This is a genomic window from Nocardiopsis chromatogenes YIM 90109 (genome assembly GCF_000341185.1).
In the GTDB taxonomy this organism is placed as follows: Bacteria; Actinomycetota; Actinomycetes; order Streptosporangiales; family Streptosporangiaceae; genus Nocardiopsis_A; species Nocardiopsis_A chromatogenes.
This window is the reverse complement of record NZ_ANBH01000157.1, coordinates 1-14,502: the sequence shown is the minus strand read 5'-3', so window position 1 is coordinate 14,502 and position 14,502 is coordinate 1. Positions and strand designations below refer to the sequence as shown.

10 protein-coding genes, 1 tRNA gene, 2 pseudogenes and 1 CRISPR repeat array are annotated in these 14,502 nt (G+C 74.4%); of the genes and pseudogenes, 8 read left to right on the top strand and 5 right to left on the bottom strand.

Annotated elements, in window-relative coordinates; translation table 11 throughout:
• Positions 1–60: 60 nt before the first annotated feature.
• A CRISPR array of direct repeats spans positions 61–455; the repeat unit is 29 nt; unit sequence GTGCTCCCCGCACGCGCGGGGATGGACCC.
• Between the two features lie 283 nt (positions 456–738).
• Positions 739–2,265 carry a carboxylesterase/lipase family protein gene (locus D476_RS0116550; RefSeq protein ID WP_017625048.1) on the top strand — a complete coding sequence of 509 codons (1,527 nt, stop codon included), beginning with the start codon at positions 739–741 and terminating at the stop codon, positions 2,263–2,265.
• Positions 2,266–2,341: 76 nt separating this feature from the next.
• Positions 2,342–2,563 (top strand): annotated as a pseudogene (locus D476_RS0116545) (integrase core domain-containing protein); the annotation flags it as partial.
• Here the strand turns inward: D476_RS0116545 and D476_RS0116540 are convergent.
• On the bottom strand, positions 2,560–3,051 hold the full coding sequence (locus D476_RS0116540; protein ID WP_017625046.1) for an inorganic diphosphatase: 492 nt from the start codon (positions 3,049–3,051) through the stop codon (positions 2,560–2,562). The pseudogene D476_RS0116545 and the gene D476_RS0116540 sit on opposite strands and share 4 nt — an antisense overlap.
• A 183-nt stretch (positions 3,052–3,234) precedes the next feature.
• On the opposite strand from D476_RS0116540, the gene D476_RS35675 reads away from it, so the two are divergent.
• Positions 3,235–3,552 (top strand): hypothetical protein, encoded by a 318-nt coding sequence (locus tag D476_RS35675; RefSeq protein ID WP_020380463.1) that lies wholly within the window; start codon positions 3,235–3,237, stop codon positions 3,550–3,552.
• Positions 3,549–5,069: a sodium:solute symporter family protein gene (locus D476_RS0116530; protein ID WP_017625044.1), complete on the top strand. Its 1,521-nt coding sequence runs from the start codon at positions 3,549–3,551 to the stop codon at positions 5,067–5,069. Before D476_RS35675 ends, D476_RS0116530 begins: the two co-directional genes overlap by 4 nt.
• On the opposite strand, the gene D476_RS0116525 is transcribed toward D476_RS0116530, so the two are convergent.
• From D476_RS0116525 to D476_RS0116510, 4 genes are all read right to left on the bottom strand, one after another.
• On the bottom strand, positions 5,041–6,780 hold the full coding sequence (locus tag D476_RS0116525; RefSeq protein ID WP_017625043.1) for a pyruvate dehydrogenase: 1,740 nt from the start codon (positions 6,778–6,780) through the stop codon (positions 5,041–5,043). The genes D476_RS0116530 and D476_RS0116525 overlap by 29 nt on opposite strands.
• Before the next feature lie 92 nt (positions 6,781–6,872).
• Positions 6,873–8,669 (bottom strand): gamma-glutamyltransferase family protein, encoded by a 1,797-nt coding sequence (locus D476_RS0116520; RefSeq protein ID WP_017625042.1) that lies wholly within the window; start codon positions 8,667–8,669, stop codon positions 6,873–6,875.
• Positions 8,670–8,795: 126 nt separating this feature from the next.
• Positions 8,796–9,539: an ABC transporter permease family protein gene (locus D476_RS0116515; RefSeq protein ID WP_017625041.1), complete on the bottom strand. Its 744-nt coding sequence runs from the start codon at positions 9,537–9,539 to the stop codon at positions 8,796–8,798.
• A gap of 261 nt (positions 9,540–9,800) precedes the next feature.
• Positions 9,801–9,872, bottom strand: a tRNA-Arg gene (locus tag D476_RS0116510).
• A 101-nt stretch (positions 9,873–9,973) separates the two neighbouring features.
• Here D476_RS0116510 and D476_RS0116505 point away from each other — a divergent pair.
• The 4 genes and pseudogenes from D476_RS0116505 to D476_RS37485 form a co-directional block, all read left to right on the top strand.
• A complete protein-coding gene (locus D476_RS0116505; RefSeq protein WP_017625040.1) occupies positions 9,974–10,342 on the top strand; it encodes a response regulator transcription factor in 369 nt (122 codons plus the stop codon).
• 1,178 nt (positions 10,343–11,520) lie between these two features.
• Positions 11,521–12,912 (top strand): diaminopimelate decarboxylase, encoded by a 1,392-nt coding sequence (gene lysA / locus D476_RS0116495; RefSeq protein ID WP_026123565.1) that lies wholly within the window; start codon positions 11,521–11,523, stop codon positions 12,910–12,912.
• Between the two features lie 54 nt (positions 12,913–12,966).
• Positions 12,967–14,265, top strand: a complete 1,299-nt coding sequence (locus D476_RS0116490; RefSeq protein WP_017625037.1) for a homoserine dehydrogenase — start codon at positions 12,967–12,969, stop codon at positions 14,263–14,265.
• Positions 14,266–14,389: 124 nt separating this feature from the next.
• A pseudogene (locus D476_RS37485) lies at positions 14,390–14,502 on the top strand (threonine synthase); the annotation flags it as partial.

The window sequence follows — 14,502 nt, the reverse complement described above, 5'->3', positions numbered from 1 at the left end:
GCTCCCCGCACGCGCGGGGATGGACCCCCGCCCCTGACCGCCCCGCGCGGTCGGCGACGGGTGCTCCCCGCACGCGCGGGGATGGACCCCGCCTCCGGTCCTCACGGTGATGGCCTCGGCGGTGCTCCCCGCACGCGCGGGGATGGACCCGGGTCGTCCAGAACCCCGGCGGGCCATTGGGCGTGCTCCCCGCACGCGCGGGGATGGACCCACGTACCGCCTCGTCGTCGCCTGCTGCTGGGCGTGCTCCCCGCACGCGCGGGGATGGACCCCACACCGCCCTGCGCCCGGCACTGCGGCGCCTGTGCTCCCCGCACGCGCGGGGATGGACCCCGCCGCCGCCTTCGTCGCCTTCAGAGCGACCGGTGCTCCCCGCACGCGCGGGGATGGACCCCGGCCCCGCACCGATCTCCTCGTCCCCTACAGGTGCTCCCCGCACGCGCGGGGATGGACCCCGGGCCCACCAGTCAGGACCGGGAGTGCTCACGTGCTCCCCGCACGCGGGCCCCTTGGGCCGCCCCCTCCCGGGTGGCCGAAGGCCGCCCGGCGCCCCGTCCAGAACGCGTTCGTGGGAAGGCTCCCATCGTTCCCGGCCGCCCCACGCGCTCGCATCTTTCCCGGTTGACCGGCATTCCTGTCCGGAACAGGACATCGCTAGGGCTTTCGTCCTATTGACTCCTTCTCCCCGCCTCCGTAGGACGGGTGAGGACCGGAGGGAACGCGGGAGGGGAGCCGATCATGCAGCCGGTGGTGGACACCGTCACCGGGCGGGTGCGGGGCGCCCTTGACGGTGGGGTCGCGGTCTTCCGCGGAATCCCCTACGCCGCGCCCCCGGTCGGCGACCTGCGGTTCCGGCCGCCGCGGCACCCTGCCCCGTGGGACGACGTCCGGGACGCCACCGCCTCCGGGCCCACCCCGCCCGCGCCGCCGCCGTCCGCCGACCCGGCCCTGCGCCCCCTCGTGCCCGACCGGCGGGTGCCCGGCGACGGCTACCTCAACCTCGACGTGTGGACCCCCGACCCCGGCGCCGGAGGGCTGCCCGTCATGGTGTGGATCCCCGGCGACGGGTTCCACCGCGGCTCCGGTGCGGGCGCCGGTCCGGGCTTCGGGCCCTCCGCCGTCACCGACGGCGCCGCCCTGGCCCGGGAGGGCGTCGTCGCCGTCGCGTTCCACCACCGGGTGGGCGCCGAAGGCTTCGCGCTGATCGACGGCGGCACCCCCAACGTCGGCCTCCTGGACCAGATCCACGCCCTGGAGTGGGTGCGCGACAACATCGAGCGGTTCGGCGGCGACCCCCGCAAGGTCACCGTCTTCGGCCACTCCTCCGGCGCCATGTCCGCGGTCACCCTGATGGCCGTGCCCCGCGCCCGCGGCCTGTTCCGGCGCGTCATCGCCCAGTCCGGCGCCGGCCACCACGCCAACCGGAGCGGGGACGCCCGGCGCGTCGCCGCCCAGCTGGCCCGCCGCGCGGGCGTGCGCTCGGCCTCCGTCGCCGCCCTGTCCCGCCTGCCCGCCGGGCGGCTGCTGGACGCCCAGGCCTCCATCGCCGACGAGTTCACCGGCGGCCCCGACCCGGCGGTGTGGGGCGAGCGGCTGTCCCACCCGGCGGCCCTGCCGTTCGCGCCGGTCGTCGACGGCGAACTGGTCACCCGCCGCCCGGTCGACGGCCTGCGGGCGGGCGACGGCGCCGAGGTGGACCTGCTCATCGGCACCACGGCCGAGGAGTTCCGGCGCTACGCGGTCCCCGCGGGCCTGCACCGGTCCGGTGCCGAGAAGGACCTGCTCGAAACGGTGGCGCGCCTGGGCCTGGAGGCCAAGGCGGCGGCCGTCTACGCCGCCGAGCACCCGGGCGGCCCGGGGGAGGCGCACGCGGCGCTGCTCGGCGACGCGTTCTTCCGCATCCCCGCCTACCGGGTGCTGGAGGCCCGCTCACGGGTGGGGGTGCGCGCCTACGGCTACGAGTTCGCCTGGCGCTCGCCCGGGTTCGGCGGGGAGCTGGGCGCCTGCCACGGCGTCGAGCTGCCGTTCCTGTTCGGCACCCTGCCCCGCGCCGAGGGGCTGGTGGGCGCCTCGCCTCCGGAGCACCTGTCCCGCGAGATCCGCTCCGCCTGGGTGCGGTTCGCCCGTACCGGCGACCCGGGGTGGGCGCCGTGGAACCCGGTGAGCCGCCCGGTGTGGCGGTTCGCCGCCCCTGCTTCGTCCCTGGTGGAGGACCCCGGGGCGGAGACCCGCCGACTCTGGGACGCGGTTCCGGCGACGCGCTAGCCGTGATGTTCCGGGACGTTGGTAACGCCCGACACGCCTGGAACGGCGGTTGAAGGAAGAGAGGGGCTTCCGGTTCCGGTGGACCCGCCCCTGGCGGCCGCAGACCAACGGCAGGGGCGAGCGCTTCCACCAGATCCTGCTCCGGGCGTGGGCCTACGCCCGCCCCTGGGCATCAGAGGCCCAGCGCCGGGCCGCCCACCCGGTCTTCCTGGACTGGTACGACTACCATCGGCCCCACACCGGGATTGGCGGCCGAACACCCGCAGAGCGTGTTCCCGGCCTCCTCGAACACACCTAGGGGGCCGAGACCGCCCCGGCCCGCTCGCGCGCGTCCTCGATGGCGGCGATGGCGGCGCTCCGGTCCTGCCAGCCGCGGACCTCCGAGCTCTTGCCCGGCTCCAGCAGCTTGTAGATCTCGAAGAAGTGGGTGACCTCCCGGCGCTGGAACTCGGGCAGGTCCTTCAGGTCGCGGATGTGCTCCAGGCGGGGGTCGTCCGCCGGCATGCACAGCACCTTGGCGTCCGGCCCCTTCTCGTCGCGCATCCAGAACACCGCCACCGGCCGCACCCGCACCAGGCACCCGGGGAACGACGGCTGCTCCAGCGGCACCATGGCGTCCAGCGGGTCGCCGTCCTCGGCGAGTGTCCCGGGGAAGTAGCCGTAGTCGGCCGGGTACTGGGTCGAGGTGAACAGGGTGCGGTCCAGGCGGATCCGGCCCGAGCGGTGGTCCATCTCGTACTTGTTCCGCGACCCCTGCGGGATCTCCACGACCATGTCCAGGTGCATGCGTGCTCCTTCCGACCCACGGGCGGCGCCCGGCGTCCGGGCTCCTACCCGCTTCCCTGCCGCCCGACCCTCCCCGGTGTCCCTCCGGTCCCACGGGCCCACTGACCGGGGGCTGCATACTGTCCACGATGTGAACTGGCTAACATTGCCCTGCTTTGACGGTCCACGATCGAGGAGGCAGGTGTGACCGGTACATCCGAGGGCGCCGGGCGCCCGGGCGCGCCCCGCGAACCGATTCGCCGACCGTGGGTGTGGGTCGTGACCGCCGTGCTCCTCGTCGGCGGGGTGCCCTGGTACTGGCCGCCGGGCACCGTCCACCCCCTGGTCCTCGGCCTTCCACTGTGGGCCCTGGTCAGCATGGCCTTCACCGTCGCCCTCGCCGCCCACCTGAGCTACGTGTGCCGCACCCAGTGGGCCATGGCCGATGAGAGCGGGGCCGACGAGGGCGGGGACGGGGCGGACCGGGGCGGCCGGGCGCACGGAACGGAGGACGGCGCGTGAACGAGCTGACCTTCGGCGGCGCCCCCGGGATCGCCGTCCTCACCGCCTACGCCGTCATCATGCTGGGCATCGGCTTCTGGGTGAGCCGCCGCCGCCCCGGAGTGCGCGACGGCCTGAAGAGCTACTACCTGGCCGGCGGCCACCTGGGCGCCGTCGTCCTGTTCTTCACCCTCTACGCCAGCCAGTACAGCGGCAACAACGTGGTCGGCTACGCCCCGGCGGCCTACCGGTCCGGCTTCACCTGGTGGCAGTCGGTCACCTTCATGACCGCCATCATCGGCGGCTACCTCCTCTTCGCGCCCCGGCTGTACACCGTCGCCAAGCGCGAGGGGTTCGTGACCCCGACCGACTGGATGCGGTACCGCTTCGGCGGCGCCCGCAGCTCCCTGCTGGCCGCCCTGCTGATGCTCTGGGCGCTGGCCAACTACCTCTTGGAGCAGCTGGTCGCGATGGGCCACGGCATCGCCGGGCTCACCGGCGGCACCGTCCCCTACCAGGCGGCGGTCATCGGCTTCGTCGTGGTCATGCTCGCCTACTCCTGGATGGGCGGCATGCGGGCGGTCGCCTTCACCGACGTCATGCAGGGCATCGCGCTGCTGGTCGGTGTCACCGTGCTGCTCGCCGGAGGGCTGTGGCTGGCCGGGGGCTCCCTCGGCGGGGTGGTCGACCACATCATCGCCGACGAACCCGACAAGGCCGCTGTGCCGCCGGTGCGCGACTCGGTGAACTGGCTGTCCCTGGTCGTCATGGTCGGCATCGGCGCGGCCCTGTACCCGCACGCGGTGCAGCGCATCTACGCCGCCGACAGTGAGCGCACCCTCAAGCGGTCCCTGTCCCGGATGGCCTGGATGCCCCTGGTCACCACCGGTGTGGTGTTCGCCGTGGGGCTCATCGGCATCCGGCTCTTCCCCGGCCTGGACGACGCCGGGTCCGAACAGCTCGTCGGCCTGATCGCCAACGAGGTCGCCGGGATCAACGTGTTCTTCTCCGTCATGATGATCCTGCTGTTCGGCGGGGTCGTCGCGGCGATCGTGTCCACCGCCGACTCGGTGCTGCTGTCGCTGTCCTCGATCATCTCCAAGGACGTCTACGCCCGGCACATCGCCCCCGGAGCCGATGAGAGGAAGGCGGTGGCGGTCGGCAAGGCCGTCGGCGTGGCCGCCGTGGCGGTGCTGCTGGTGCTGGCGTGGAACCCGCCCACCCTGCTGGTGAACATCTTCGTTCTGAAGTTCGAGCTGCTCATCCAGGTGGCGCCCGCGTTCATCCTGGGCCTGTACTGGAAGCGGCTGGCCGAGGGGCCGGTGTTCTGGGGCATGGCGGCCGGGGCCGCGCTCGCGGGCGGACTGGTCCTGGCCGGGGTGGAGGACGTGTACGGCGTCCACGGCGGGCTGGTCGGGCTGGCCCTGAACACTCTGGTGTGCGTCGTCGGCTCCCTCATGAGGAGGCCCGGGGCCGCGCCTGCGCCCGTGCCCGCCCCCGCCGCCGAGGTCAGGGACGCGGAACGTTCCGCAGGTTAGACCGCGCCAGGTCGAGCATCCTCCCGACGCCCCCTTCCAGCACGGTGCGCCCGGCGGACAGCGCGAACCCCTTCACCTGCTCGGCCTTGATGTGCGCGGGGATGGACAGGGCGTTGGGGTCGGTGACGAGCTCCACCAGCGCCGGGCCCTCCGCCGCGAACGCCTCCCGGAGGGCCCCGTCGACACCGGCGGGGTCCTCCACCCGCCAGGCGGGCATCCCCGAGGCGCGGGCGATCGCCGAGAAGTCGGCCTGCGGGTGGTCGGTGCCGAAGGCGGGCAGCCCGTCCACCATCATCTCCAGCTTCACCATCCCCAGGGACGCGTTGTTGAAGACGACGGTCTTCACCGGCAGGCGGTACTGCACCACCGTCAGCAGCTCGCCCATCAGCATGCTCAGCCCGCCGTCGCCCGACAGCGCCACGACCTGGCGGCCGCCTCCCGCGAACGCCGCCCCGATGGCGTGCGGCAGCGCGTTGGCCATGCTGCCGTGCGAGAACGACCCGATGATGCGCCGCCTGCCGTTGGGGGAGAGGTAGCGGGCGGCCCACACGTTGTTCATGCCGGTGTCGACGGTGAACACCGCGTCGTCGTCGGCCGCCTCGTCCAGGACGCGCGCGGCGTACTCGGGGTGGATGGGGCGCATCCGCTCGATGTCGTGCGTGTAGGCCTCCACCACCTTCGACAGCGCGCGCTCGTGCCGCTTGAGCATCGACACCAGGAACCGCTCGGGGTGGTCGCGGGTGAGCAGCGGCAGCACCGCCTCCAGGGTCGCGCCGACGTCCCCGTGGACCGCCTGCACCAGGGGCGTGCGGCGGCCCAGGCGGCGGGCGTCGCGGTCCACCTGGACGGTGTTCCGCCCCGGGAGGAACTCGTCGTAGGGGAAGTCGCACCCCAGCATCAGCACGAGGTCGGCCTCGTGCAGCGCCTCGTGGCACGCGCCGTAGCCCAGCAGGCCGATCATGCCCACGTCGAACGGGTTGCCGTACTGGATCCACTCCTTGCCGCGCAGGGTGTGCCCGACCGGGGCGTTGAGCCGGTCGGCCAGCGACAGCACCGCGTCGCGGGCGTCCCGCACCCCGGCGCCGCAGAAGAGCGCCACGGACTCGGCCGCGTCCAGCCTCTGCGCCAGCTCGCGCACCGCCTCAGGGGCGGGGCGCACGGTGGCCGGGGCCAGGCACGGGGCCGCCGACCCGGCGGGCGCGGACGCCTCCTCGTCGGCCACGTCGCCCGGCAGCACCAGCACGGCGGTGCCGGGGCCGCCCATCGCCTGCTGCACCGCGATCCGTGCCAGCCGCGGCATCTGGCCCGAGTGGGCGATCTGCACGGTGTAGTCGGCCGCCTCGCCCAGCAGCCGGTCGGGGCGGGTCTCCTGGAAGTAGTCGGTGCCGATCTGCCGCGACGGGATCTGCGAGGCCAGCGCCAGCACCGGGGCCCCGCTGCGCCGCGCGTCGTACAGGCCCTGGACGAGGTGGGTGTTGCCGGGGCCGCAGGAGCCCGCGCACACCGCCAGGCGGCCGGTGGTCTGGGCCTCGGCGGCCGCGGCGAACGCACCGGCCTCCTCGTTGCGGACGTACACCCACTCCAGGCGGCCGCTGCGGCGCACGGCGTCCACCACCGGGTTGAGGCTGTCGCCGACCACCCCGTAGATCCGCTCGGCGCCCGCTTCGAGCAGGACCTGCACCAACTGGTCGGCGATGCGCTCGGTAGCCATGTCCCGGACGCTAGGCGCATGGGCCCGGGGCGCGGCGGCGGCACACGGGCCCGGGGCGATCTTTTACCCGGCGCGCGCCCGCCCGGCTCCCCTCACCTCCCTGCGGCATATCCCTGGGCGCCGCGCGGGTTGGCGGCGGCGCGCAGCACCCCGCTCGCCGGGTCGCGGACCACGGCGGACAGCCGCCCCAGGGTCCACGGGCCCGAGACGGTGACCCGGTGGCCGCGGCGGCGCAGCTCGGCGAGGGCCTCGGCGCCCAGGCGGTCCTCGGCCACCAGCTCGCCGGGGACGATCTCGCGCGGGTAGAAGGAGCTGGGCAGCGCGTTGGTGTGGAACATGGGGGCGTCGATCGCCGCCTGCAGGTCGCCCTCCAGGGGGCGGGCGCCGCCGTGCACCAGGCGCAGGAAGAGCGTCAGCGACCACTGGTCCTGCTGGTCGCCGCCGGGGGTGCCGAGCGCCGCCACCGGCTCCCCGCCGCGGGTGACCAGGGTCGGCGACAGGGTCGTGCGGGGGCGCTTGCGCGGGGCGAGGGCGCTGGGCGAGCGCGGGTCGAGCCAGAACATCTGGCCGCGGGTGCCCAGCGGGAACCCCAGCCCGGGGATGACGGGGGAGCTGGCCAGCCAGCCCCCGGAGGGCGTCGCGGCGACCATGTTGCCCTCGGCGTCGACCACGTCCAGGTGGCAGGTGTCGCCGCGCTGGGCGCCGGAGCGCTCCACGGTCGGCTCGCCCCCGGCCCGGTCGGCGGCGCTCGTACCGGCGTCGGACTCCAGGTCGGGCAGGTAGGGGGCGTGGCCGCCGGGGGAGCCGGGGCGCAGCTCCATGGAGGCCTGCGCACCGACCAGTGCGGCGCGTTCGGCGGCGTAGGCGTGCGAGAGGAGGGCGTCCAGGGGGACGTCGGCGAAGCGCGGATCGCCGTAGTGGGCCTCGCGGTCGGCGAAGCCGAGCTTGGCGGCCTCGGTGACCAGGTGGGCGAAGTCGGCCGAGAGCGGGTCGGCGTCCCCGGTGCCCAGGGCCTCGGCCAGGCGGAGCTGCTGCAGGAAGACCGGGCCCTGGCCCCAGGGGCCGGTCTTGTGCACGGTCAGGCCCGCGTAGTCGGCGCTGCAGGTCTCCTCATAGGTGGCGCTCCAGCAGGCCAGGTCGTCCCCGGAGAGCAGGGCCCGGTGCGGCTCCCCGGTGCCGCTGGGCACGGGGTCTGAGAGGAGGTCCAGGATCGCCTCGGCGACGAACCCCTCCCGCCAGATGCGGCGGGCGGCGTCGTAGACCCCCTCGCGGCCGCGGGCGGACGCCTCGGCCTCGCGCAGGAGCCGCTCGAAGGTGTCGGCGAGGGCGGGGTTGCGGTGGAACCCGCGGGGGTCGGGGACCGCGCCGCCGCGGTCCAGCCACAGCTCGGCGGAGGTGGGCCAGTGCTCCAGGAAGACGGGGCGGACGGCGGCGATCTTCTCGGTGATCTGCGGCATCAGGGGGAAGCCGGAGCGGGCGTAGCCGATGGCGGGCGAGAGCAGGTCGCGCAGCGGCAGGGTGCCGTGGTCGCGGGCGAGCAGCGCCCAGGCGTCGAAGGCCCCGGGGACGCAGGCGGGCAGCACGCCGCTGCCGGGGACGCGCCCCATCCCGTCGAACGCCTCGGGCACGGCCGCGGCGGGCGAGGGGCCCTGCCCGCAGAGCACGGCGGGGCGCTCCCCGGCGGCCTGGAAGATGATCGGCACCTCACCGCCGGGGCCGTTGAGGTGGGGTTCGACGACCTGGAGGGTGAACCCGGCGGCGACCGCGGCGTCGAAGGCGTTGCCGCCGCGTTCGAGCACGGACATGCCGACGGCGCTGGCGAGCCAGTGCGTCGTGGCGACCATTCCGAAGGTTCCGCGCAGCTCGGGCCTCGTGGTGAATCCGGTCATCCGGTCGTCCCTCCTATGCGCCGCTGTGACGCCGCACACGGTATACGCCCCGCCCCCGCCCCGGCAGGGGCCCCGGGGGCGGAGAAGCGCGGTACGGCCGACGGACACCCCGTCCGCGCCCTCGGCTCAATCGCCGAAGCCTGACCAGAAAGAGTTCTTCGACGGGGTGTAGGTGGCGTACACCCAGGCCGTCAGGGCCATCAGTCCGGCCGCCACCGACCAGACGACCGCGACGCCCCACAGGCTGTCGATCAGGTCACCCGCGAACATGGGCATCAGGAGCCCGGCGAGCGGCAGGGCCTGGCCGAGGCCCATCGCGGCGGCCATCGCCTTGGTCGGTTCCCGCCGCCACCGGGCCAGCCGCAGCGCGGACACGGCGGCCACCAGCACCCCCGCCGGGGCGAGGATGAGCGCCAGGACCACCGTGGTCTGGCGCTGGTCGACCGGCCAGTACGCGGTGCGCTGGGTGCTCCCCTCGGCGGCGATCTCCCGGGGCAGGCCGCGCCACATGGTGGCGGTGACCTTCTGCCCCTCGTCCAGGCGCCTCAGAACCGGCCCGGTGCCGTCGACGTCCGTGCGGAACCGGGTGCCGTCCTCGGCGGTGATCGTCAGCGCGCGCTCGCCGCTCCTGCCCCGTTCGACGACGATGTCGGAGGCCGTGAACTCCTGCTCCCACAGGCAGTCCGCCGCCCTCTCGGGAGGGGAGGAGCAGGGCTCGGCCGCCAGGTAGGCGCGGTTGTCCAGGTGCCCGTCGGGAACATTGACAGCCACGGCGTAAGCGGCCCCGCCCGCCATGCCCAGGCCGCACAGCAGTGCGATGGCGCTGCCGACGGTGCTGCGCAGGATTCGACGGGGTGATACGGGGATCATGTCCCGATTGTTCCAGTAAGAGGGGAGGTCGGCATCGAGAGGGATGGTCCGCGGCGTGCCCCGACGACGCGCCGCCCCGGGCCCACGGAGACCCTGTCTGATACGGGCTCTCCGCCTTTTCGTTCCGAATGTCCTGACCGCCGTGTGACCACAGAAGTCCGCGAAACCTGCGGTGAGATGACACAAGACGACATACAAAAACCAGCGGGCGCCTAGGCATTCCCGCTGGTCAGAGTGCGATCTGTAGAGGTCGCTGCGATGTGCCCCCTGGAGGATTCGAACCTCCGCACACGGCTCCGGAGGCCGTTGCTCTATCCCCTGAGCTAAGGGGGCGCGCTGCGTGATCCACTCTAGCAGTACTCGGGGGGTGGATCGTGCGAAACGGCCGCGCGGGCGGCGGTGCGGGCGCTACTCTCGCGGACGTGGGAGAAGCGGTGGCTCGGGTCCTGGTGGTCGATGACAACGAGGTCATCAGGCAGCTCATAGCGGTGAATCTGCAGCTCGAAGGGTTCGAGGTGCACCAGGCCGTCGACGGCCGGGACTGCCTGGAGCGGGCCGAGGAGGTGCGGCCGCACGTCATCACGCTCGACGTGATGATGCCGCGGCTCGACGGCTGGGTCACCGCCACGCGCCTGCGCGAGAACGCCGGGACCCGCGAGGCCAAGGTCGTGCTCATCACCGCCCGCGCCCAGGGGGAGGACCTGCGCCGCGGCGAGGAGCTGGGCGTCGACGCCTACCTCACCAAGCCCTTCGACCCGAACGAGCTCATCGGGACCGTCCGCGAGCTCGCCGGGGTCGCCTGATGGCGCTCGCCTCCGCATCCCCGTGGGAGCTCGACGCCGCCGTGCGCCGTGCCGCCGCCCGGGTGCTGGGAACGGACCCCGGCGCCCTCCCCCCGGCCGACCCCCGCAGGGAGAAGGACTCTCTGAGCTTCACCTCCGCCATCGCCCTGCGGGTGGGGGAGAGGCAGCGGCGGGAAGCGCTCGCGCGCGACACCGCCGACCGCCTCAGACGCGAGGACGGCATCGCCCACGCATCCGCCGGACCCGGCGGCCGACTCCTCCTCACCCCCGACCCCCGCCTCTTCGGTCCGCTCCTGCTCGACGCCCGTGACGGGGCCGTTTTCCTCGCCTCCGGGCGGCGTCCCGCCTCCCCTCTCCCCGCGCTGACCGACCTGTCCGCCCTGCCGACCCTGCACGCCGCCCGCGCCGCCGCCCGCGACGACGCCCGGCGCAGGCTCAAGGCAGAGGGAGGAGCAGCAGGAGGAGCAGAGGGGAGCGGAGAGGAGGAGACGGTAGGGCGGGANNNCGCGGCCCCCCCCCGCCTCGACACCGAACCCGGCCGCCTCCTCGCCGCCGTCGGCGAGGCCTCCGCGCGCTTCGCCTTCTGCCGCTCGCTCTCCGAACAGCCCCGGCCCGGCGAGCTCACCGGGCCGGACCTGCCCGCCCTGCCCACCGCCGACGACCCCGGCGCCTGGGCCCGCCTCACCGCCGACAACCCCGCCTTCGCCGTCCGCTACGCCCATGCGCACGCGGTGGCGGCGCAGGGGTGGGAGCAGGAGGGGAGAGAAGAGAGGGGCGGGGACGGCGGCGCGGGGGGAGGAGCGGGAAGAGAAGGGGGGCCGAGCGCGTTGCACCGTGCGGGTGGGCCCGCCCCGGACCTGACCGCTCTTCTCGGCGCCCTCTACGACGGACCCGGCACCGCCGCCGCGGCCGGGCGGCGTGGGCGACCCCATATGCTGGTCAGATACCTGGAGGGGCTCGCCACGGCCTACCATGTGTGGGCCGGTCCCCGCGACGGCGCGGGGGCAGCGGGGGAGCGGGCCGCCCACCGGCAGGACGTGCGCGCCGCCGTGTCCGGAATCCTCGGAGCCGGCCTCCTCCTCATCGGTGTGACCGCGCCCACAAGGCTCTAGGCACCCCGGCCCCGCACCGCCCGTGACACGCTTCCCAGAGCCCCGACACACCGCCGAGAGCCGCACATGAGCCGTTACGCCCACCCCGCAGGTCCCCGCCACGCGGACGTGCTGCCCGAGGACCACCCGCCCGCCCCGCCCGAGGACCTCTACGCCCTCGACCCGCGGGTGTGGCCCGGCGGCGCCCACCGCGCCGACGGTCAGATCGTGCTGGGCGGGGTCGCGGCCACCGCGCTCGCCCGCGAGTACGGCACCCCCCTGTTCGTCCTCGACGAGGAGGACTTCCGCGCCCGCGCCCGCGAGTTCCGCGAGTCCTTCGCCGCCGTCGGCGCCGACGTCTACTACGCCGGCAAGGCCCTGCTCACCAAGGCCGTCGCCCGGTGGGTCATGGAGGAGGGGCTCAAGCTCGACGTGTGCAGCGGCGGCGAGCTGGCCGTCGCCCTGGCCGCCGGGTTCCCCGCCGAGGACATCGGCCTGCACGGCAACAACAAGTCCGAGTCCGAACTGGCCCGCGCCGTCGACGCCGGGGTGGGCCGCATCATCGTCGACTCCTTCGACGAGATCGACCGCCTCGAGGGCATCGCCGCCGAGCGCGGCGCCCGCCCCCGCGTGCTGGTGCGCGTCACCACCGGGGTGGAGGCGCACACCCACGAGTTCGTGGCCACCGCCCACGACGACCAGAAGTTCGGCCTGGCGCTGAGCACCGGCGCCGCCGAGCGCGCCGTGCGCCGCCTGCTCGACTCCGACCACGTCGACCTGGTCGGCCTGCACTCGCACATCGGCTCGCAGATCTTCGACACCGCCGGGTTCGAGGTCGCCGCCCGCCGCGTCGCCGCCTTCCTGGCCCGCATCCACGCCGACACCGGCGCCACCCTGTCCGAGCTGGACCTGGGCGGCGGCCTGGGCATCGCCTACACCTCCGCCGACACCCCCCTGGCCGCCAAGGACATCGCGCAGAGCCTGTCGGCCATCGTCGCCCGCGAGTGCGCGGCCGGGGGCCTGCCGGTGCCGCGGCTGTCGGTCGAGCCCGGCCGCGCCGTCGCCGGGCCCGCCGGGGTCACCCTCTACACCGTCGGGACCGTCAAGGACGTCGAGGGCATCCGCACCTACGTCAGCGTCGACGGCGGCATGAGCGACAACATCCGCACCGCCCTGTACGGCGCCGAGTACACCTGCGCCCCCGCCTCCCGCGCCGGATCCGCCGAGCCGATGCTCTCCCGCCTGGTCGGCAAGCACTGCGAGAGCGGCGACATCATCGTGAACGACCTGTACCTGCCCCGGGACCTGAGCCCCGGCGACCTCGTCGCGGTGGCCGCCACCGGCGCCTACTGCCACTCGATGGCCAGCAACTACAACCACCTGCCGCGCCCGGCCGTGGTCGCGGTGCGCGGCGGGGCGCCCCGGACGCTGGTGCGCCGGGAGACCGAGGAGGACCTGCTCCGCCTCGACCAGGGCTGACAGGGACAGGACAGGAAACGTACGGCACATGAGAGAAGTGGGAGTCACCCCCCTATGGCGATGAAGGTGGCGCTGCTCGGATGCGGCGTCGTTGGTGCTGAAGTCGTCCGCCTGATCGACGAGCAGTCCGAGGAGCTCGCCGCGCGCGTCGGCACGCCCGTGGAGATCGGCGGGATCGCGGTGCGGCGCCTGGGCCGGTCCCGCGGCACGGGCCTGGACCCCGAGCTGTTCACCACCGACGCGGCGTCCCTCGTCACGCGCGACGACATCGACCTGGTGGTGGAGGTGATCGGCGGGATCGAGCCGGCCCGCTCGCTCATCCTGGCGGCGATCAAGGCCGGAAAGTCGGTGGTCACCGCCAACAAGGCGCTGCTCGCCGAGGACGGCGCCACCATCCACGACGCCGCCCGCGAGGCCGGGGTGGACGTGTTCTACGAGGCCGCCGTCGCCGGGGCCATCCCGCTGCTGCGGCCGCTGCGCGACTCGCTGGCCGGGGACCGCGTGCGCCGCGTGATGGGCATCGTCAACGGCACCACCAACTTCATCCTCGACCGGATGGACTCCCAGGGCGCCGGGTTCGCCGAGTCCCTGGAGGAGGCCCAGGCGCTGGGCTACGCCGAGGCCGACCCCACCGCCGACGTGGAGGGCTTCGACGCCGCCGCCAAGGCCGCCATCCTGGCCCGGCTGGCCTTCCACACCCGGCAGGTCACCGCCGCCGACGTGCACCGCGAGGGCATCACCGGGGTGACCGCCGCCGACATCGCCAGCGCCAGGGCCATGGGCTGCGTCGTCAAACCCCTGGCGATCTGCCAGCTCTCCGAGGACGGCGCCTCGGTCGGCGTGCGCGTGCACCCGGCCATGCTGCCCCGCGAGCACCCGCTGGCCACCGTCGGCGGCGCCTACAATGCCGTGTTCGTGGAGGCCGAGTCGGCCGGGCGGCTGATGTTCTACGGCGCCGGGGCCGGGGGCGCCCCCACCGCCAGCGCCGTGCTCGGCGACCTGGTCGCGGTGGGCCGCAACCGGCTGGCCGCCACCTCGGTGGGCGAGGGCGCGCACGACAGCGGCCTGCCGGTGCACCCGATGGGCGCCACCGTCACCCGCTACCACCTGTCCCTCGACGTGGCCGACCGGCCCGGCGTGCTGGCCCGGGTGGCCGAGGTGTTCGCCGAGAACGGGGTGTCCATCATGAACGTGCGCCAGGAGGGCCGCGGCGACGACGCCCAGCTCGTCCTGGTCAGCCACCCCGCCCCGGACGCGGCGCTGGACGCCACCGTGGAGCGGCTGCGCGCCCTGGACGAGGTGCGCTCGGTCGCCAGCGTCATGCGGGTCGAGGCGCTCGGCACCGGGGCGTGAATCCCAGCAGGTGAGACCGGTCGGGGGCGGCGGACGCACCGCCCCCGGCGGGCCCATAGACTGCTAGCGCGCATTTCCCGCGTTTTCCGTAATCACTTCTTCGCGAGAGGTCCCTGTCGTGAGCATGGCACGGGCGTGGCGCGGGGTGGTCGAGGAGTACCGCGACCGCCTCCCCGTCACGGCGAACACCCCGGTCGTCACCCTCCAGGAGGGCGGCACCCCGCTGGTACCGGCGCG

Bases quoted from the DNA above. Each gene is read 5' to 3' on its own strand.
- D476_RS0116550 (WP_017625048.1), top strand. From the start codon at position 739: ATGCAGCCGGTGGTGGACACCGTCACCGGGCGGGTGCGGGGCGCCCTT.
- D476_RS0116540 (WP_017625046.1), bottom strand. From the start codon at position 3,051: ATGCACCTGGACATGGTCGTGGAGATCCCGCAGGGGTCGCGGAACAAG.
- D476_RS0116525 (WP_017625043.1), bottom strand. From the start codon at position 6,780: ATGGCTACCGAGCGCATCGCCGACCAGTTGGTGCAGGTCCTGCTCGAA.
- D476_RS0116520 (WP_017625042.1), bottom strand. From the start codon at position 8,669: ATGACCGGATTCACCACGAGGCCCGAGCTGCGCGGAACCTTCGGAATG.
- D476_RS0116515 (WP_017625041.1), bottom strand. From the start codon at position 9,539: ATGATCCCCGTATCACCCCGTCGAATCCTGCGCAGCACCGTCGGCAGC.
- lysA (WP_026123565.1), top strand. From the start codon at position 11,521: ATGAGCCGTTACGCCCACCCCGCAGGTCCCCGCCACGCGGACGTGCTG.
- D476_RS0116490 (WP_017625037.1), top strand. From the start codon at position 12,967: ATGGCGATGAAGGTGGCGCTGCTCGGATGCGGCGTCGTTGGTGCTGAA.